The sequence below is a fragment of the Collinsella sp. CLA-ER-H11 genome, assembly GCF_040092445.1.
In the GTDB taxonomy this organism is placed as follows: Bacteria; Actinomycetota; Coriobacteriia; order Coriobacteriales; family Coriobacteriaceae; genus Collinsella.
This window is the reverse complement of the sequence record NZ_JBBNLN010000002.1, coordinates 81,395-100,290: the sequence shown is the minus strand read 5'-3', so window position 1 is coordinate 100,290 and position 18,896 is coordinate 81,395. Positions and strand designations below refer to the sequence as shown.

Annotated in this window: 18 protein-coding genes; 6 read left to right on the top strand and 12 right to left on the bottom strand. The window is 60.7% G+C overall.

The window, feature by feature from the left end; translation table 11 throughout:
- Window positions 1-14 precede the first annotated feature (14 nt).
- From AAAX35_RS02010 to AAAX35_RS02000, 3 genes are all read left to right on the top strand, one after another.
- Entirely contained in the window at window positions 15-644 is a 630-nt protein-coding gene (locus AAAX35_RS02010; RefSeq protein ID WP_349116568.1) for a class I SAM-dependent methyltransferase, read from the top strand.
- Window positions 631-1,236 carry a class I SAM-dependent methyltransferase gene (locus AAAX35_RS02005; RefSeq protein WP_349116567.1) on the top strand — a complete coding sequence of 202 codons (606 nt, stop codon included), beginning with the start codon at window positions 631-633 and terminating at the stop codon, window positions 1,234-1,236. Before AAAX35_RS02010 ends, AAAX35_RS02005 begins: the two co-directional genes overlap by 14 nt.
- A gap of 115 nt (window positions 1,237-1,351) precedes the next feature.
- The gene (locus tag AAAX35_RS02000; RefSeq protein ID WP_349116566.1) at window positions 1,352-2,182 is read left to right on the top strand and encodes a class I SAM-dependent methyltransferase; all 831 of its coding nucleotides are present in this window, start codon (window positions 1,352-1,354) and stop codon (window positions 2,180-2,182) included.
- A gap of 95 nt (window positions 2,183-2,277) precedes the next feature.
- On the opposite strand, the gene AAAX35_RS01995 is transcribed toward AAAX35_RS02000, so the two are convergent.
- From AAAX35_RS01995 to AAAX35_RS01965, 7 genes are all read right to left on the bottom strand, one after another.
- Complete coding sequence (locus AAAX35_RS01995) at window positions 2,278-3,162, bottom strand: ROK family protein (RefSeq protein ID WP_271737631.1); 885 nt, start codon at window positions 3,160-3,162, stop codon at window positions 2,278-2,280.
- 79 nt (window positions 3,163-3,241) lie between these two features.
- Window positions 3,242-4,366 (bottom strand): glycoside hydrolase family 172 protein, encoded by a 1,125-nt coding sequence (locus AAAX35_RS01990; RefSeq protein WP_172676343.1) that lies wholly within the window; start codon window positions 4,364-4,366, stop codon window positions 3,242-3,244.
- Window positions 4,367-4,378: 12 nt separating this feature from the next.
- Window positions 4,379-4,777 carry a PTS sorbitol transporter subunit IIB gene (locus tag AAAX35_RS01985; protein WP_349116565.1) on the bottom strand — a complete coding sequence of 133 codons (399 nt, stop codon included), beginning with the start codon at window positions 4,775-4,777 and terminating at the stop codon, window positions 4,379-4,381.
- Window positions 4,778-4,803: 26 nt separating this feature from the next.
- On the bottom strand, window positions 4,804-5,637 hold the full coding sequence (locus AAAX35_RS01980) for a PTS system mannose/fructose/sorbose family transporter subunit IID (RefSeq protein WP_271737632.1): 834 nt from the start codon (window positions 5,635-5,637) through the stop codon (window positions 4,804-4,806).
- A gap of 2 nt (window positions 5,638-5,639) precedes the next feature.
- Entirely contained in the window at window positions 5,640-6,425 is a 786-nt protein-coding gene (locus tag AAAX35_RS01975; protein WP_271737633.1) for a PTS sugar transporter subunit IIC, read from the bottom strand.
- Between the two features lie 9 nt (window positions 6,426-6,434).
- Entirely contained in the window at window positions 6,435-6,908 is a 474-nt protein-coding gene (locus AAAX35_RS01970) for a PTS sugar transporter subunit IIB (RefSeq protein ID WP_055287016.1), read from the bottom strand.
- Between the two features lie 123 nt (window positions 6,909-7,031).
- Window positions 7,032-9,773, bottom strand: a complete 2,742-nt coding sequence (locus AAAX35_RS01965; RefSeq protein WP_349116564.1) for a PRD domain-containing protein — start codon at window positions 9,771-9,773, stop codon at window positions 7,032-7,034.
- 59 nt (window positions 9,774-9,832) lie between these two features.
- Here AAAX35_RS01965 and AAAX35_RS01960 point away from each other — a divergent pair, with 59 nt between their 5' ends.
- Window positions 9,833-10,258: a hypothetical protein gene (locus AAAX35_RS01960; protein ID WP_271737635.1), complete on the top strand. Its 426-nt coding sequence runs from the start codon at window positions 9,833-9,835 to the stop codon at window positions 10,256-10,258.
- A 251-nt stretch (window positions 10,259-10,509) separates the two neighbouring features.
- On the opposite strand, the gene guaA is transcribed toward AAAX35_RS01960, so the two are convergent.
- A complete protein-coding gene (guaA, locus tag AAAX35_RS01955) occupies window positions 10,510-12,108 on the bottom strand; it encodes a glutamine-hydrolyzing GMP synthase (protein WP_035136929.1) in 1,599 nt (532 codons plus the stop codon).
- Between the two features lie 268 nt (window positions 12,109-12,376).
- On the opposite strand from guaA, the gene AAAX35_RS01950 reads away from it, so the two are divergent.
- Window positions 12,377-13,390, top strand: a complete 1,014-nt coding sequence (locus AAAX35_RS01950; RefSeq protein ID WP_349116563.1) for an asparaginase — start codon at window positions 12,377-12,379, stop codon at window positions 13,388-13,390.
- 317 nt (window positions 13,391-13,707) lie between these two features.
- Entirely contained in the window at window positions 13,708-14,097 is a 390-nt protein-coding gene (locus AAAX35_RS01945) for a hypothetical protein (protein ID WP_271737637.1), read from the top strand.
- Between the two features lie 9 nt (window positions 14,098-14,106).
- Here the strand turns inward: AAAX35_RS01945 and AAAX35_RS01940 are convergent, their stop codons facing one another.
- The 4 genes from AAAX35_RS01940 to AAAX35_RS01925 form a co-directional block, all read right to left on the bottom strand.
- The gene (locus AAAX35_RS01940; protein WP_117765273.1) at window positions 14,107-14,490 is read right to left on the bottom strand and encodes a DUF1648 domain-containing protein; all 384 of its coding nucleotides are present in this window, start codon (window positions 14,488-14,490) and stop codon (window positions 14,107-14,109) included.
- 11 nt (window positions 14,491-14,501) lie between these two features.
- On the bottom strand, window positions 14,502-15,578 hold the full coding sequence (gene ychF / locus AAAX35_RS01935; protein WP_035136922.1) for a redox-regulated ATPase YchF: 1,077 nt from the start codon (window positions 15,576-15,578) through the stop codon (window positions 14,502-14,504).
- A 127-nt stretch (window positions 15,579-15,705) separates the two neighbouring features.
- Window positions 15,706-17,049 carry a 6-phospho-alpha-glucosidase gene (locus AAAX35_RS01930; protein ID WP_117716789.1) on the bottom strand — a complete coding sequence of 448 codons (1,344 nt, stop codon included), beginning with the start codon at window positions 17,047-17,049 and terminating at the stop codon, window positions 15,706-15,708.
- A 155-nt stretch (window positions 17,050-17,204) separates the two neighbouring features.
- The gene (locus tag AAAX35_RS01925) at window positions 17,205-18,815 is read right to left on the bottom strand and encodes an alpha-glucoside-specific PTS transporter subunit IIBC (protein ID WP_349116562.1); all 1,611 of its coding nucleotides are present in this window, start codon (window positions 18,813-18,815) and stop codon (window positions 17,205-17,207) included.
- Window positions 18,816-18,896: the final 81 nt, after the last annotated feature.

The window sequence follows — 18,896 nt, the reverse complement described above, 5'->3', positions numbered from 1 at the left end:
TGGGGGCGATAGCCATGCACGAACGCAAGGGCTTCTGGGACAAGAATGCCGGTCGGTACGACCGTTTCATGCGAAAGGACCGGGCGGCGTATGAGAAGATGTATGAGCTGATCAGGCCGGTGGTGAAAGCAAAAACCGTGCTGGAGGTTGCCACCGGCACGGGGCTTATCGCAAAGAGCATCGTGAATGCGGCGGCGCACATCGAGGCTACGGACGCTTCTGCAAAGATGATCCTTGAAGCGAAACGGGGCAATCAATCCGCAAAGCTGCACTTTTCCGTACAAGATATGTTCCGCCTGCCCTATGCACAGAAGTCCTTCGAAGTGGTGATCGCGTCCAACGCGCTTCACATAGTGCCGCATCCGGAAAAGGCCCTGCAAGAAATCGGGCGGGTGCTGAAGGACGACGGCGTGCTCATCGCGCCAACCTTCACCCATGCGGGAAACTCGGTTTCCGGCAAGGCAAAAGCCTTTTTCATGAGTATGGCGGGATTCCCCCTCCACAGCAGGTGGACAAGCGAGGAATACCTACGTTTCCTGCGTCAAAACGGCTGGGCGGTGCAGAAAAGCGCGGTGCTGAAGGCCTCGTTCCCGTTGACCTATGCGGAATGCACGAAATCGGAGAGGCCAGATGTCGTTCTTTGAAAACACCCGCAAGCCCGTGGGACTCGGCGGAAAACTTATGGTTGCCATGATGAATCTGGGCCACAGCCCTGTGGCGCGATGGGGACTTCGATTTCTACGACTTGCCCCAAATGCCAAGGTGCTGGATTGCGGCTGCGGCGGCGGGGCGAACATAAAACGGCTGCTGAAAAAATGCCCGCATGGCGTCGTCAAGGGCATCGACTATTCGCCCGTCAGCGTGGAGAAGGCTAGAAAGCTCAACCGAACTGCAATTCAGGAGGGGCGTTGCGCCGTTCTGCAAGGAAGTGTGGCGGATATGGCGTTTGAAAATTGCTACTTCGATGCTGCCACGGCCTTTGAGACCGTCTATTTTTGGCCCGATTTGCCCCGATGCTTCCGTGAGGTCTGGCGGACGCTGAAGCCAGGCGGGACAATTCTTATCTGCAACGAGAGCAATGGCGATACGGACAAGGACGAGAGGTGGACGCAGATCATCGGCGGCATGACCATCTACAAGGACATTGAATTAAAGGCATGTCTGGAGCAGGCGGGTTTTCACGAGGTGCAGATACACAAAAAGAAAAAGTGGCTCTGCGTCACGGCGCGGAAGTAAGGATATCAAGCACGGGCATTTTTGCATCCATCCTGCATATGGCGATAGGCATGACGGTCATAGCGGCTATGCTGGCGGCAATTATGACAGTTTTTATTCACTGAGGAAGAAACCTATGAAATATAAAATTGAGAAAAACACCGTGCAGGAGACGCTGATCCTCCCGCTGTATTCCCGGAAGCTGTGTACGGAGCTGTACCCGAACCTTTACAGGGATGAAACAGCGGTTCGTCTGCTCGACCAAATCGACTACGACTTTTCAGAGGCAGAGAAAAACTCCCGCAGCCTGATGCAGCGCTTTGGTGCGCTGGAGGTGGCCACACGGCAGAGTGATCTTGCTTTCGAGGTGCGGGATTACCTGAAAGGCCACCCCAATGCGGCGGTGGTCAATCTGGGCTGCGGGCTGGACAACACCGGCAGAACCTGCGGCAACGGTAGATGCAAGATCTACAATCTGGACTTCCCGGATGTGATTGCCTTGCGACAGCAGCTACTGCCCGCCGGGGATCGGGAACAAAATATCCCCTGCGACCTGAAAGACACCGCATGGTTTGGCAAAATCGATGCCTCCGGCGGGGCGGTGTTCTTTGCCTCCGGGGTGTTCTATTACTTTCTAACCCAGGAGGTCCGGGAACTGGTGCGGGGAATGGCGGACGCTTTTCCCGAAGGTGTGCTGGTCTTTGATGCTGCCAATCGGACGGCGGTAAAGATGATCGCAAAAACATGGCTTAAGACTGCAAAAATCAAGGATGTTGGGGCATATTTTGCGGTTTCGGATGCCGCCAAGGAAATCGGCACGTGGGACAGCCGTCTGCAGGTCACAAGTCGCGGCTATATGCTGGGTTACAACGATTTGAGAGACCCTTCCGTCAGCGGCTTTTTCCGGTTTCTCGCAAGGGTCGGTGACAACGGGATGAAAATGCAAATCGTGAAAATAAGATTTTGAGAGGCAAAAATGCAAAAGACGAGCGCTTCTTGCCGCCCAATTGGCAAGAAGCGCTCGTCTTTTCTTAACGCGTTGTATGGCGGAGAGAGCGCAAGTTACGCGAGCGCCCTTCTTGCCAGCTCGGCCGCGCCAAGGATTCCTTGGTCGCCGCCGCAGCCCGGGGCGCAGATGTAGCTCTCTATGTCCTTAAGCTCGGCGGTCTGGATGTAGCCACCCAGATATTCGAGGGTCTTCTTGCGGACGATGCCGTAGAGCTGCTCCTGGTGCATCACGCCGCCGCCGAGGACGATACGGCGAGGCGAGTACATGAGCACGAGGTTCGCGCACATCTGCCCCAGATAATCCCCCTCGAGCGCCCACACCTCAGCGTTGTCCGCGAGCTCGGCCGCGGGCTTTCCCCAGCGCGCGGCGATGGCGGGGCCGGAGGCGAGGCCCTCGAGACAGCTCGCGTGGCTCGGGCAGACGCAGCGTCCCTCCTCGGTGGGACGGGTCCTTACCAGCATGTGGCCGGCCTCGGGGTGCAGCATGCCGTGAAGGAGCCTGCCCGCGCACATGACGCCCGCGCCCACGCCGGTGCCGATGGTCACGTAGACGGCGTCCTCGAGCCCCTTGCAGCAGCCGAAGACTACTTCGCCGAGGCAGGCAACGTTCACGTCCGTGTCGTAGGCCACCGGAATCCCGAGGGCGTCGGCGAACGCGGCGCGAAGACCATAGCCTCGCCACGCGAGCTTGGGCGTCTGGAGGATGGAACCGAAGCGCTCATCGTTGGGGTCGACGCAGGTCGGGCCGAAGGCGCCGATGCCCAACGCGTCCACATCGCGGGCGGCGAACCACTCGATCATCTGCGGGACGGTCTCGGCGGGCGTAAGCGTCGGGGTCTCCATACGGTCGAGAACCTCGCCGTCGCCGGACACCACGGCACAGACCATCTTGGTCCCGCCGGCCTCGAGGGCGCCGAGCCTCATTTGCTTTTCGCTCATGTGATCCTCCTTACAAAGGGACGCCCGCAGTCATGGTCAACCGCGGGCGCCCATAACGTTGGCTTGTTTCGAGGCGATCCTACCTGGGCACGCGGTCCTGCCTTGCGGCAAACGGGGCGAGCACGGCGTGCGGCTCGCTTTGGTACCAGTAGGCGACGGTGGAGATGTCGTCCTCGCGCTCGTAGAGCTTGATGTCGTCGTTGCCGAGGTCCTGGAACGTCACGCGAAGGTCCTCCTTGAACGAGATCGGGTCGGGAAGGTGCCACCTGTAGAGGCCATGCCTGGGCAGCGCGTCGTCGTTGGTCGCGAGCATCGGGTTCGGGTTCGGCTTGCCCGCGCTGAAGCGGTCGCGCGTGGCGTCGCGCGTCGAGCGGTACGGGTAGCCGGCGAACAGCGTGTTGAAGCACTGCGCCTCGGGCAGCGCGTGGGGCGGCCTGTCGAGGAAGGCCCAGGCACCGCCGAAGTAGTCCTCGGCTCCCGTCGAGGTGACCGTGGGGAACTCCTCGTCGCCGTCGAGGAAGAACTTCATCTCGCCCTCGCCCCACCAATAGCGCTCCAGGGCGCACAGGGCCATGTAGGTGCCGACGTAGTAGCCCTTACCGCGCACGCCGTCGAGCACGGTGTAGTCGACGCCCCTGCGGGTGCTGCGCTCGCGGTTAAAACGGGCGTGGAAGTACATGGCGTCGTCCGGCACGTCGGTGAGCGCGTAGTTGAACGTGTAGAAGATGTACTTAATGAACCCGGGGTGCTCGCTCGTAAGCGTGACCTTGGCGTGCTTCCTGAAAGGCATCTCGAAGTAGCAGTTCATGCCGCCCGTCGGGTTCACGCAGATGGGCATCGAGTTGACGATGGCGCGCTCACCGAAGCCGTTGCAGAAGAAGTCGCCGACAGGGCACTCGACCGAGGGGGTCTCCTCGTCGTCCCAGTAGAAGCGCAGCACGAGGTCGCGCATGACGAAGCTGCCGGCGGCGGTCTTGTCGGGGACGGTCATCCAGATGTGGCGGATGATGCCGGGGCCCTCGATGTCCGCGAGCGTGATGGTCTCGCCGGACTCAAGGGGCACGCAGCACGAGCCCTTGCGGCCGACGCCGAGGTGGCTGGCCGACATGGCGGCACGGCCCTTCTCGCCCGTGATGTTCTCGGGGGTGATGGCGCGGCTTTCCTCACCGCCGTGCATCCACACGTCCTTAAGGAACTCTCTCATCGTCGACCTCCTCTATTCGTCGTCTTCGCACTCGGCGGAACTGGCACCGTTCACGTAGACGATCTGCTGGCGCGCCTCGTCGACGAGGGCGTCGAAGTCAAGTTTCTCGTCGGGGCGCGCGAGCGCGACCGCCATGGCGAGCGGGAGGTTGACACCCGCGATTACGTGGATCCGGTCGGAGGCGAAGCGGGAGAAGCGCTGGTTCACGCTGCCGCCGAGCGCGTCGGTGAGGACGACGACCTCGTCAGTGCCCGAAAGAGCCGCCTCGACCGCCGCGTCGAGCCCCTCGCCGTTGTCGTTCACGTAGGCGCACACGGCGTTGACGGCGTCGCTCTTACCCGTAAGGAACTCGAGGGTGTCCTTGAAGCCCTGGGCGAGAAGGGAATGGCTCGCCACAACTATCTTTCTCATTGATTCACCAATCTCTTGGGTCGAAGCTAGGCAAGGATGCCGGCGGCGGAGGCGACCATCGCGAGGACGATCACCACGAGGATGAGGGCCGTCATGCTCGCGTTCTTCTTGGTAAAAAGGTAATACGCGCTTCCCGTGATGGCGGCGGGGATCATGGCAGGCAGGATCTTGTCGAGCAGCGGCTGAATCTCCATCGAGACGTCGCCGAAGCTGAAGCTAATCGGGCAGGTGACGCCGATGACCGAGGCGATGAGGCAGCCGACCACGGTGAGGCCGAGCACGGAGGCGGCGGCAGTGAGGTTGGGAAGCTTCTCGCTGAAGTCGGTGACGAGCTTCACGCCCTGCTTGTAGCCGAACTCGAGGGCGTGCATGCGGACCCAGAAGATGGCCAGGATGAGCGCGAACCAGATGCCGGCTCCCACGGGGTTGCCCTCGATGGCCATGTAGGCGGCGATGGAGCCCATGATGGTCGGGATCATGGTCATGAGCAGGGAGTCGCCGACGCCGGCGAGCGGTCCCATGGTGCCGATCTTCAGGTCTTGGACGGCGTCCGCCGCCGCTAGGCCGTCGCGTTCCTCCATGGCCACGCAGGCGCCAAGGATGATGGCAGCGAGCCAAGGCTGGGTGTTGTAGTAGCGGAAGTGGTTGTTGAGCGCTTGCTTATAGTCCTCGTCGTTCGTGTAGATCTTCCTCAGGACCGGCGAGAGGGCGTAGGCGACTGAGGCGCCCTGCTGGGTCTGGTAGTTGAAGGTGCACACGCTCATGAGCCAGCGCCAGTTCGCGTTGCGCAGGTCCTTCTTGGTGACCTTGTAGCCGGAGGGCTTGCCCTCGGCGACGGCGGTGATGTTCTCGTTTTCCATGGTTACTCATCCTCTCCGATGAAGGCGTCTGCGGAAGCGTGGGCGGCGAGCTCGGTGTCCCTCTCGGCACGCTGGTAGAACGCGATCGCGAGGGCAACGCCGACGATGGCGGCGCCGATGATGGGCACGTTCAGGAAGGCCGAGAGGAAGAAGCCGACGAGCAGGTACTGGAAGTACTTGCCGGTGGGCATGTAGCGGAGCAGCATGGCGATACCGATGGCCGGGAGCATCTTGCCGGCGAGGGTGAGGCCGGAGAGGAACCACTGAGGCATGACCTCGAGGAGCCAGTTTACGGCGGGCTGGCCGAGCGTCACGGAGACAAAGACGGGCAGGGCGGCGCACAGGCCGAAGAGCACGGGGCAGACCCACAGGATGGCGTTCATCTGCTTGAACTTGCCCTCGTCGCAGAACTTCTGGGACTTCTCGACGACGAAGCCGTTGAGGATCTTGACGATGACGTCGAGCTGGATGCCGAGCATGCCGACCGGCAGGCCGATGGCGAGGCCCGTGTCGGAGCCCAGGGTCACGCCGTAGGCGGTGGCGATGATGGCCATCGTGCCGTAGTCGGGAATCGACGAGCCGCCGAAGCCCGCGACGCCGAGCTGCATGAGCTGGATGGTGCCACCGATGACGAGGCCGGTCTGCCAGTCGCCCATGACGACGCCGGTGATAAGGCCCCAGAAGACGGCATAGTTGACGAAGATCATCGGGATGCCGTAGTAGTCCACGTGCTTGATGAAGGCCAGCAGGGTCAAAAGGACGACCTGCAGGATAGTGAAGTTGACCATGATCCCTCCTTAGATGAGGTCGGCGACGGAGACGGGCTTGTCGGCGGGCACGAACTGTGCCGTCACCTTGACGCCGCGGGCGATGAGCGCCTTGTAGCTCTGGACGTTCTCGGCGGAGGCATAGGCGCGCTGGGTGAGCTGGACGCCGCCCTCCTTGACGAGCGAGCCGCCGACGATCAGCGACGGGAGCTCGATGCCCGACTCGACCAGGTGGAGGATCGTCTCGGGCTCCTTGGCGATGACAAAGACCTTCTCGCGGTCGTACTTGCCCGCCGCGAAGTTCTTGAGCGCGGTCTGCTCGGAGATGATCGAGACGGCCATGCCCGCGGGGCGCGCCATCCTCATAGTGGACTTCAGGACCTCGTCGCCGGCGACCTTGTCGTCGATGACCATGACTCGGGTCGCGCCCGACACCGGGGCCCACTGCGTCACGATGATGCCGTGAAGCAGGCGATTGTCGATTCGTGCCATAACAACACTCATGTTTGCTCCTATCAAATGAAGTTTTACGTTCGGTACTGCCTCGGCGCTATCCGGATTCGCGCCGGGCAAGGGGTTATCGGATTATTGAGGACGCGCAGTCAGCTTGCGGCGGCGCGGGGAAGGTCACTCGTCGAGCAGGAGGTCCGAGGAGCCGAGGCGCTCTTCTCGCGCCGGGGCGGCGCTCACGCTTATGTAGTCGAAGACATATGCGATCTCGCTTTCGGGAACCTCTACGCGATAGCGCGTCGAGATGCTCGAGAAGCTCTGCCTGAAGGACTCGATGAAATCGGCACGCTCCTCCTCGAAGCGGTCCTGGCCAACGTAGGTCTCAATGGGGTTTCTGGTAACAAGGCGCTCAACGAGACAGCAGAGGTGGACGTAGAGCCCAATGATGGCGTTGCTGCCGATCTTCTCGCCTGTCCTGCGCTGAAGCTCGTGCACGGCGCTCTCGATCTCGTGGAATAGCCGCTCCGGGTCGAGGATGGTGATGGAGCGGATGACGTTCTGCAGCGTCATGTTCGAGAGCAGCTTCTCGTGGAAAGAAGAGAGCTCGGAAGCGTCAAGCCACCTGCCGAACACGGCATCGACCTTAGAGGCGGACGCCGTCGACATGATGTCCTCGAGGGCGACGAAGGGGATGGAGGCGACCCCGGGGTCTCCCGTGCCGATGACGGCGCAGACGCGGTGCTCGGAGAAAACGGCGTCGTTCGACCCGTTCGCGACAAGCTGCTTGAAGGGCCTCGTGAGCAGGCGCGCGCCTATGGTGCGCGGGAGGCTCTGCGAGACGAGCTGGCGTATCCTCTCCGCGGCGTCGACCCCGGACTCGGAGCAGAAGACGATGGCGTCCTCACGGTTGATGCGCTCGATCACCTTGCAGTGCGTCACGCACGCGGCGGTCGCATCGCCAAGAACCTCGGCGATGGACTTGCCGCCGAGCAGCCCGACCCCGATCTCGAGCGCAAGACCGGTAGAGACGTTGTTCACCACGCCGATAGTGGAGTCGGTAACGTTCTCGAGGGCCTTATAGGCCTCCTCCAAGGAGCCCATATCGACGAGGAACACAACCCCGGTGCAGTAGGAATGGCGGTCGACGAGGCGCTGGAGCGGACCGACGATGTCCTTCAGCTGCTGGTCGTAGGGCATGTCGACCGCCTCGTACACATGCATACCGAGCATACGGTTCGCCGCGTCGGCGATGCTCGTCGCCGTTGAGTAGCCGTGGGACAAGATGACGCAGAGCGTTCGAAGGGCCTTCGCGTCGCGAGACTCCGATGCGACGCACAGCGTCAGAAGCGTCTTCGTGAAGTGATCGAGCGAGATTCCCAGCGCCCCTTCCACGTCTGCGGCGACCTGATCGGAAACGCTCGAGGCAAACGGTAATTCGGAGGTCACGGCACCGAGGAGATGGGAGATTTGCTCCGCACAGGCAGACTTTCGCTTAGCCAGGCCGATGCCCGGCCACAACTGCAGGCAAATCTCCTGGGCCAGCAGAAAAGCGACCTTCCTCGAAAGCTCGATGCCATAAGAAGAGCCTGCGTCGGCAAGGACCGCGCCCACGATGCGCTCGAAGGCGCGCGACCTCGAGGAGGTAACGCCGCGGCCGAAGATCAAGTGATCCTCAACGCCGCGCACAGCGGAGACAGCTTGCGAGACGAGCTCGGAGACAGAGAGCTCCCCGGCGCAGAATCGCTCATCGAGAGAGCACAGGGCATCGAGCGCCTGCTCGACCGGCCCTGTGCTCTCGGCGGCATCCAGGGACGCGTCGATCAGAACGCCATCGTCGGGCTGTTGGTCGATCTGCGCGGAGGAGAGGAGCCCGCTGGGAAGAAGATACGGGCGAACGACGACGTAGTCGCCCTCGCGATTGAGGAACGCTTTGGCGCAGCAGTTCGTCACGCAGGCGCGCAAGCCGGCGATGTTATCGGAAAAGTCCGCGTTCACGAGGCAACGGTATGCGCCGCGGCTGATCTTCACATCAGAACCGATTCGGCACCCCTCGCTACGCAGGAAGCTCAAGATGAGATCCTCGCGCTCCTCGGGGGTCCGCTCCTTGAGTGAGGGGACGCGGGCACAGATGGGCATTTTGCTGTAGGCCGAGGAAACCTTCAGGTCATCGGCGGAAAGCGTCGTCGAAAGAACGAGGCGAGCGCGCGGCGCATCCTGGGAGGCATCGAGCCCGAGGGCCGTCGCAAGGCAGTGCTCCATCGCAGAGGGAGAGAGTGCCTCGATGCCGTTCACAAAAACCACGCCCCCGCGCGATTTCGCGATCGACTCGTCAAGAAGCCCGTTGAACGAGGCGGCGTCCGGGACCCCGGCGCAGTCGATGCGCACATAGGAGGAGTCGCGGGACAGCAAGCCCTGGTTCTTGCCGTACTCGTACACAAGGCGAGAAAGGAAAGACTTACCGACACCCACGCCGCCGCTCAAGAGGATGGGTAGGCCAAACGGAGGGTACTGAACCGCAGCCTTGCACTGCTCGACAACGGAGCTGAGGCTCAGGTCAAAGCCCACGGCACGCGCGAAGTCACGGTGATCGGCGATTCCCGTCGCCTGGATGAGGTCGGCGAGCGAGGCGTACTCGCTTGCAGAGAGCTTTACCTGAAAACGCTTCTGGAACGCGCGGCGATGAAAATAACGGACAGGCCTGCCCGCCACCTTAACCACAAGGCCGGCGCGAACAAGGTCGTTGAGGTACTGGCTCGCCAGGCTCCTGGAGATGATGAGCGTCTCGGCGATGTCGGAGGTGGACAGACGGGCAAGGTCGTCGAGCGAGACGGCAGAGGTGAGGGCCTCGAGATGCTCGAGAATCCTGTCCCTCATGTCGACGGGCTTCTTTGCCAAGCTGTCCTGTGCGGTCTTGTCCATGACTTCTTACCTCCTTGTACAAGGAGTATAAGGGGAACACAGAGAACGGAAGGGGGCGCGTGGGGGAATCAACAGCCCCGAGGAGAAGTTCACCACTTGAGGGGCAGAAAACAACGGCCATTGAACATTCAGGGCCGACGCTCAACACTTCGGCTCGACACTTCGCTTTGGAAAGGGCCCTGCGCGATGGTGCAGCCCTCCATCTCGCAGCACAGGTCGCCGAAGGTCGCGAGGATGCGCTCCTTCTGTTCCGTGGGCGAGACGGCTCGGTGGGCAAGGTCCTCTCAAAAGGGGTCGTCCGACGCCGCAAGACCTCGATGACCGACTACCGCCTCGAGCAAGTGGCGGATTACCTCTGCACCATCGAACTTGCCTTGGTCAAGTGCGAGGCCAAGGAGAACGGTGAGGCGCACAACAAGTTCTTCGGAGGTATAGGCTCTTTCAAGAGGAACTGGCTCAAGCAAGCCCGCAGCAAGCGGATATAGCTGGTCTCGCGGTTTCGCAAGGAACGGTCAGTTCTCCTCTGGCGAGGAACCCCGGGCGACGTGCTTCGAGCAGCGGAAGCTGAAGCAGAAGCAGCGCGGGCATTGATTGGTGCCGACATGGGCCCAGACGTGAACAGTGCTACGTCCCCTGTTCACGGGGCGCGAAACCGCAAAGGTTGCACAGAGGTTGCAAAATAAGAAGCCCCCGACCTGTTTTCGCAGGTCAGAGGCTTGAAATCAACGAATATCGTTTATTCCCACTCGATGGTCGCGGGCGGCTTGGACGTGATGTCGTAGCACACGCGGTTGGCGCCGGGAACCTCGGCCACGATGCGGCCGGAGATGCGGGCCAGCACGTCGTAGGGCAGCTTGGCCCAGTCGGCGGTCATGGCATCGCTGGACTCGACGGCACGCAGGATGATCGGGCGCTGGTAGGTGCGCTCGTCGCCCATAACGCCAACGGACTTGATGTCGGGCAGGACCGCGAAATACTGCCAGCAGCTGTGCTCGGAGTTGCGCTCGCCGGTCTGCTCAAACAGACGCTGGTTGTAGGCGTCGAGCTCCTCGCGCACGATGGCGTCGGCGTTCTTGAGGATTTCGAGCTTCTCCTTGTCGACCGCACCAATGATGCGGATGGCAAGACCCGGGCCCGGGAAAGGCTGGCGGAACACGATGTGACCCGGCAGGCCCAGCGCCAGACCAAGCGCGCGGACCTCGTCCTTAAAGAAATGGTCGAGCGGCTCAATGAGGTCGAAGTGCACGCCCTCGGGGAACGGAATCAGGTTGTGATGGCTCTTGATGGTGGCCGTCTTACCGCCCGTCTTGCGAGCGCCGGACTCGATGATGTCGGGGTAGATGGTGCCCTGAGCCAGATACTTAACCGGCTTGCCATCGGTCTCGAGCTGCTGCGCCACGGCGAAGAACTCTTTCCAGAACTGCGTGCCGATGATGCGGCGCTTCTCCTCGGGCTCGGTCACGCCGGCCAGAAGCTCGGCATAGCGGTCCTCGGCGTGGACGTGGATAAAGTCGACGTCAAACTGCTTGGTGAAGACCTCCTCCACCTGCTCGGGCTCGCCCTTGCGCAGCAGACCGTGGTTGATGAACACGCAGGTCATCTGCTTGCCCACGGCGCGGGCGCCCAGCGCAGCCACGACGGAGGAGTCGACGCCGCCGGACAGGGCCAGAATCACGCGGTCGTCGCCGACCTTCTCGCGGAACTCGGCCGTCATGGTCTCGACCAGGTTGTCCATGCTCCAGTTGGGCTCCAGGCCGCAGATCTCAAACAGGAAATTGCTCAGCAGCTGCTGACCGTACTCGGAGTGCTTGACCTCGGGGTGGAACTGCGTGGTGAAAATCTTGCGCTCGACGCACTCCATGGCAGCAACCGGGCACACGTCAGTGCTGGCGGTAACGGTAAAGCCCTCGGGCACCTCGGAAACGGCGTCGCGATGGCTCATCCACACGGTTTGCTCCATGGGCGTGGAGTTAAAGAGCTTGGCGCCGGCCGTGCGCGTGATGGTGGCGCGGCCGTACTCGCCCACCTCGGAGTGGCCGACCTTGCCGCCGAGCGTCACGGCCGTGATCTGATGGCCGTAGCAAAAGCCCAGGACGGGAAGGCCCAGGTCAAAGATGGCGGGGTCGATAGACGGAGCGTCCTCGGCGTACACGGAGGCCGGGCCGCCGGAAAGGATGAGCGCAGAGGCGTTCATCTCGCGAATCTCATCGGCCGAGATATCGCAGGGGACAATCTCGGAATACACGTTGAGGTCGCGGACGCGACGGGCAATGAGCTGACCGTACTGCGCACCAAAGTCGAGTACGAGGACCTTTGCGGAAGCCTTTTGATCCATGGTTTCCCCCTCTTGTTGGCGGGGAGCCGGTGCCCACCCGCGTGAATGAACGAAAATAACCTCCATAGTGTACACGTTATATGGGGTTTCTCGCCCCTCGCAGCCATCAGCGCACGGCAAACGCACGACCTGGGCCCCTATTTGACGGCAATTGAAGTGTTACCAAACGTTACAGATGATGTAATACGTTTGAACATTGGACGCCCTGTGCCACAATACTGCCGAACGACTCCGCCTCTGCGGCGGCAAATACGATAGGAATATCAGCATGAAGCGCATCCTTCTCATCGCCACGGGCGGCACCATCGCATCGACCGAGGACGGCAACGGCCTCTCCCCCGCCCTGACCGGTGAGGAGCTCGCCCAGGGCGTCCCCGAGATCTCGGACCTCTGCGAGCTCGACGTGGTACAGCCCATGAACATCGACAGTACCAATATGCGCCCGAGCGACTGGATGCGTATCCGCGACGTCATCGTCGAGGGCTATGCCGACCACGACGGTTTTGTGGTCCTGCATGGCACCGACACCATGAGCTACACCGCGGCAGCACTTTCCTATCTGATTCAGGACAGCCCCAAGCCCATCGTGCTCACCGGCTCGCAAAAGCCCATGGGCAACCCCTTTACCGACGCCAAGCTCAACCTGTACCAGAGCCTGCTCTATGCGCTCGACGAGCATTCGCACGATGTGTCGATCGTGTTTGGCGGCGTCGCCATTGCCGGCACGCGCGCCCGCAAGCAGCGCACCATGAGCTTTAACGCGTTCATTAGCGTCAACTATCCGCCCATTGCCTACATCCGCAACGACCGCATTGTGCGCAACGGGCTCCACGGCACTCATCTGGGCGAAAACCCGGTGCGTTTCTACGACAGTATCGACCCGCGCGTGTTTGTCCTTAAGCTGACGCCCGGCGTGAACCCGGGTATCCTGGACGCCCTAGCCGATAGCTACGATGCTGTAATTCTTGAGACCTTTGGCATCGGCGGTATCCCCGAGTTTGGTGAGTCGGGCGAGTCGTTCCAGGAGGCGATTTTCCGCTGGGTCGATTCGGGCCGCACCGTCGTTATGACCACGCAGGTCCCCGAAGAGGGCCTCGATCTGGGCGTTTATGAGGTCGGCCGTGCTTACGCCGATCATCCGGGTATTCTGCGCGGCGACGACATGACCACCGAGACGCTCGTGGCCAAGACCATGTGGGCACTCGGCCAGTCACGTGATGCCGCCGAGATCCAGCGCCTGTTCTACAGCCAAGTCAACCACGACCGCATCCCGATGGTGTAATTCGGTTGTCGACGGGTATCCCCTATTCGATACCCTCGAGAAGCTCTGACACCGTCATGCCGAGTGCGGGCGCGATCTTAAATAGAACCTTGAGCGTGAAATTTGCCGTCCCATCTTCGATTCGGTCGAGGTAGGGTCGGCTGATTCCTGTCGCCACACAAAAATCAACCTTGGAGATACCAAGGTCTCTGCGTGTCTCTTCGACCCGCCTGCCAAGAATCTGTTTCGCACGTTCGTCCATGCAGCCGAGTTTGAAATGGAGCCGAACATAAACGTAAACTATAGTTTACGTTTTGCCGAATACACAGGAGTTTTCTATGTCGGGATCTTCGGTCCGCACGTACCGAGCCACGCTTCGCACAAACAGCGCACCGCCCAAGCTCGTCGTCGTTGAAGCAGAATGTCTTTCGCCCGATGAGCGCATAGCATTTGCATTGCTATCAAGTCGCGTCGCCGCCGTTTTGGTCCCTTGCCCGGCGCAAGGTGAACTTGCCATCCAATGCCAAGCGCACAGCTGCTCGCTCAATCAGGCTGCCGTAATCGTAACCAGCCAACGCGGCCTGTCGCTCCTTTTGGAAGCCGGCATCGCGCTCGCCCTCCGCGGCGCCGGATACGAAAACGAGGCCGCCGCCGACATGGTCTTTCAACCACGATCGAGCGGCGGCCTCGCAGCAGCCATCGAATATGCTTGCAGGCTCGTTGCCTAAAGGCGCAAGCTAAAAGCCCAGGCCAAAGCCCATACCGGTAATCGCCGAATACATAAAGTAGACGTTGATTACGTTGAGAAATACACCCGTGATGCAACCGTTGCGCAGGTAGCGCTCGCACACGATGCGTGCCATGGCGGCGGAGTCATCGTTGTTTTTTGCCTGGCGTCCCGCCGTAAAGTACGTCGCCACGCTCAGCAGCAGATTGAGCACCGGCAACGCCAGCAACTCGTAGCTCTTGCCCCAGCGCGTCGCCTCGCCGGCAGCATTAAACTTTGTTGCCACCTCGGGACCAATGTTGGGGATAACACACGCTGCGACCACCAGCGGAATCACCGCAAGTACGAGCAGCGCAATACCCATGTAGCCAGCTTTTTTGCCATATTTAAACATATGCGTCGTCCTTACACGTTAAAGCGGAAGTGCACGACGTCGCCATCGGCCATGACATAGTCCTTGCCCTCAATACGCAGCTTGCCGGCAGCCTTGGCGCCCTGCTCGCCACCGAGCTCGATGTAGTCGTCATAGCCAATGACCTCGGCCTTAATAAAGCCACGCTCAAAGTCGGTGTGGATGACGCCGGCGGCCTGCGGGGCGGTCGCGCCCTGACGCACCGTCCAGGCCTTGACCTCCATCTCGCCGGCCGTAAAGAACGACTGCAGGCCGAGCAGCTTGTAGGCAGCCTGAGCGAGCACGTCCAGGCCGGGCTGCTCCAGGCCCAGGCTCTCCAGGTAGTCGGCCGCGTCCTCGGGATCGAGCTCGGAAAGCTCGGCCTCGATCTTGGCGCAGATAGGCAGCGGCTTGACACCGTCGATGGGCGCCAGGTCGTCGTTGAGCATATCCTCGTCCACGTTGGCCACATACAGGATGGGCTTCATGGTGAGCAGGAACAGACCCTTGGCGGCGGCACGCTCCTCGTCGGTCATCTCCATGGATGCGGCGCGCTTGCCCTCGTTGAGCCAGGCAAGCAGGCGCTTGGCCACCTCGAACTTGGGCATGAGCTCCTTGTCGCGCTTGGCCTCCTTCTCGAGCTTGGGCAGCTGCTTCTCGAGCGTGCCCATGTCGGCCAGGATGAGCTCGGTCATGATGGTGTCGGCATCGCCGGCGGGATCGACGAACTCGCCCGTGCGGCCCACCTCACGCATGACGTTGGGGTCCTTAAAGTAGCGCACGACCTCGCAGATGGCATCGGTCTCGCGAATGTTTGCCAAAAACTGGTTGCCCAAGCCCTCGCCCTCGTTGGCACCCTTCACCAGGCCCGCGATGTCGACAAACTCGACCGTAGCCGGCACAATGCGGCCTGGGTTGACGATGTCGGCAAGCTTTTGTAGGCGGCTATCGGGCACATCGACGATACCCACGTTGGGGTCGATCGTGGCGAAAGGGTAGTTGGCGGCAAGGCCGGTCTTTTTGGTAAGCGCGGTGAACAGCGTCGACTTGCCCACGTTGGGCAGGCCCACGATACCGATGGAAAGGGACACGACAGCTCCTTTTGGTACAGGTACTTCAAACTGCATAAGTATAGCGCCGCCGCAGCATCCGGGCGAATCCGGACACCGCGGCGGCGCAAATGAAGCAGAGATGCGTGAGGGTTCTAGACAGTAGTCCTTACTTAAGCTCGGGCCAGAAATCCTTGTTGGCCTCGATGAGCTCGTCCAGGATCTGCTTGGCAACGCTCGCCGAAGGAATGGTCTTGGAGAGCGTGAGCGCCTGCCAGAGCTTCTGGTAGCTGCCCTCGACCCAAGCCTGGACAACGAGCTTCTCAACGGAAACCTGCTGCTCCATCAGGCCCTTCTGGAACTGCGGAATCGGGCCCTGGCAGATCTTCTCAAAGCCGTTGGAGCCAACGATGCAAGGCACCTCGACCATGGCCGTCGGGTCGAAGTTGGGCACAGCGCCATCGTTGGGGACAATCAGCAGGAAGCGCTCGAGCGTGTTCTCGGCCAGCGCGCAGGCAAGGTCGACGATGTAGTTGGCATGTACATCCGGCTCAAAGCCGCCGTCCTTGGCAGTACCCTTGGCGATGATGTCGCGGCAAGCGCCAAAGACCTTCTTCTCGCGGCCGTCCATAACCTCATTGGCGCGAGTGTAGTTGGGGTCAGACGTCTCGACGACATAGTCCGGGTACAGGTAGTACTTGAGGTAGGTGTTGGGAATCGTCTCGGGATCGACAGCATAGACATCCTTGGCCTTGCCGAAGGTGTGAATCCAGCTCTCCTCGACATGCTGCTCCTTACCGGCCTCGTGCTCGATGCCGTCCAGGTAGCCGTTCTTAGCCATGTGCTCCTTAATCTGCGGCATGAGGTCGTTGCCCTCCTTGTCGTAGATTTTGCTCCACCAACCAAAGTGGTTGAGGCCGTAGTAGCTATACTGCAGCTCGCGACGATCCTTGATGCCGCACATACGGCTCATCTTATCCATAAGGTCGATCGGCATGTCGCAGATGTTGATGATGCGGCTGTTGGGGCGCAGCACGCGGCAGGCCTCGGCGACGATGGCCGCGGGGTTGGAGTAGTTGAGCATCCAGGCGTTGGGGCTGTACTTCTCCATGTAGTCGAGGATCTCGATGACGCCGCCGATGGAGCGCATGCCGTAGGCGATACCGCCGGCACCGCAGGTCTCTTGGCCAACGCAGCCGTACTTGAGAGGAATCTTCTCGTCGAGCTCACGCATGGCGTACAGGCCGACGCGGATGTGAGCAAGTACGAAGTCGGTCCCGGTGAATGCGGTCTCGGGATCGGTGGTGTAGCTAAACTCAACCTCGGGAGCGTTCTCGTGGAAGTAGATCTCGCAGGCCTTTGCCACGATCTCCTGGCGCTCGGCGTTGTTGTCGTAGAAGGTCACCTTGTTGACCGGGAAGCGGTCGCGCTCCTCAAGCAGCATCAGGGCAATGCCCGGAGTGAAGGTAGAGCCACCGCCGGCAATGGTCACGGCATAGTTTTTCTTGGACATGATGTCCTCCTCATTCTGGCCGCTTGCTCAATCCATCCCCGCACGCGGCCTGTACGGTTTGGAATTGTTACCTAGAAGTGGAGTTTTTTATCTCTAGAATCGGCCTTGCGGTGCATACCGGCTCTGCAAGGCCGATTTTTTCGATGGACGATGGTTTACAGAAGACTCTCGAACTTCAGAAGACTCTCGAACTTCTCGCGAACCTGCGGGACGGTAAGGCCGATGATGACCTGGATTGACTGACCTTGAACCACCAAGCCATGCGTACCGATCGCCTTGAAGGAAGCCTCGGGTGCAACGACGCTCTTGTCCTTGACGTTAACGCGCAGACGGGTAGCGCAGTTAGTTACATCGATGATGTTATCCGTGCCACCGAGCAGATCGAGGATGTTTTCGGCAAGCACCAAGCGCTCATCATCTTTACTCTGGGCGACCGATTTGCCAGCAGCAGCACCGCCCTGCTTTTGCTTGTAGTCGGCCTTGGACTTGAGCTCGACCTCAACATCGTCATCCTCGCGACCGGGGGTCTTAAAGTCGAACTTGACGATCAGGAAACGGAAGACCACGACCCAAAGGGCGGTAAAGCACAGACCGACAAGGATGGAGATGGCGTACCGCAGACCGTGTGCGGCCCAAAGGGGCAGCCAGTCCCACGAGAGCATCGAGATGATGCCGCCGTCGAAGATGCCCACGACGCCAAGGAGGTTTTGAGCCATGCAGCCAAGCGCTCCGAGCACGCAGTGGACGACGAACAGGCCGGGCGCGATGAACAGGAAGGTGAAGTCAAGCGGCTCGGTAATACCGCAAAGCATAGCGGTAAGGGTGACGGGAATGAGCAGAGCCTTGACGCGCTGCTTGCGCTCGGGTTTGGCGGTCATGTAAAACGCAATGGCGACGCCAAGCGAGCCGAAGACTTTAGTCCAACCAGGGCAGGTATAGGCAGCCCAGGGTGCAGCATCCTTAAGAGCAATGCTCGGATCGGCAGCCAGTTGGGGCAGGATGTTGGCCCAAGCAGCAAAGATGCCGCCGTTGACCGCCGCGTTGTCGTAATAGAACGGCGTATAGATAAAGTGGTGCAGGCCTGTAGGAATCAGCACGCGCTCGAAGAAAGCAAAGACGCCCACGCCAAACGTACCGGCGGAAAGGATGAATCCCTGGAAGGCGGAGATAGCAGCCTGAACATGCGGCCACACCAGGCAGGCGATAAGAGCGACCGGAACCATAACGAAGAAACCGATCATATAGATGAACACGGAGCCCGAGAACACGCCCAGCCACTCAGGAAGTTCGGTGTCGAAGTACTTGTTGTGAAGCATCGTGGCGATACCTGAAATGATAAGCGCGCCCATGATGCCCATATCAAGCGTTTTGATGCTCGCGATAGTGGCAAGACCAGTACCGCTGCCCGCCTCGACAGAGTAGTCGACCCCAAAGACAGGGCCCCACTGCCCCAAGATTGTGCTTACAAAGTAGTTGAAGGTAAGGTAGATGGCCAAAGCCTCCATGCAGCAGCGAGCGTTCTGCTTGTTCGCGAGCGAGATTGGCAACGCTACGCAAAACAGCAACGGCATCTGGTTAAAGAGCGTCCAACCACCCTGGAGCAGCACATTCCAGCAATCAAACCAAAGATGGCCCGCAGTGGCCATCTCGCCAAAGATCGCCTCGGTGGTAAACAACGTACCCAGGCCGACGACGATTCCGGAAAATGCGAAAAGAATTGCAGGCGTGTACATTGCACCGCCGAAACGTTGTATCTTTTGCATCATGACGGGGAATCCCCCTCTCTTCATTCGGAGCGCTGCGGTTTTGGCTTCACTCGAGACCGCAGACGCGCCGTTTGCGTGTAC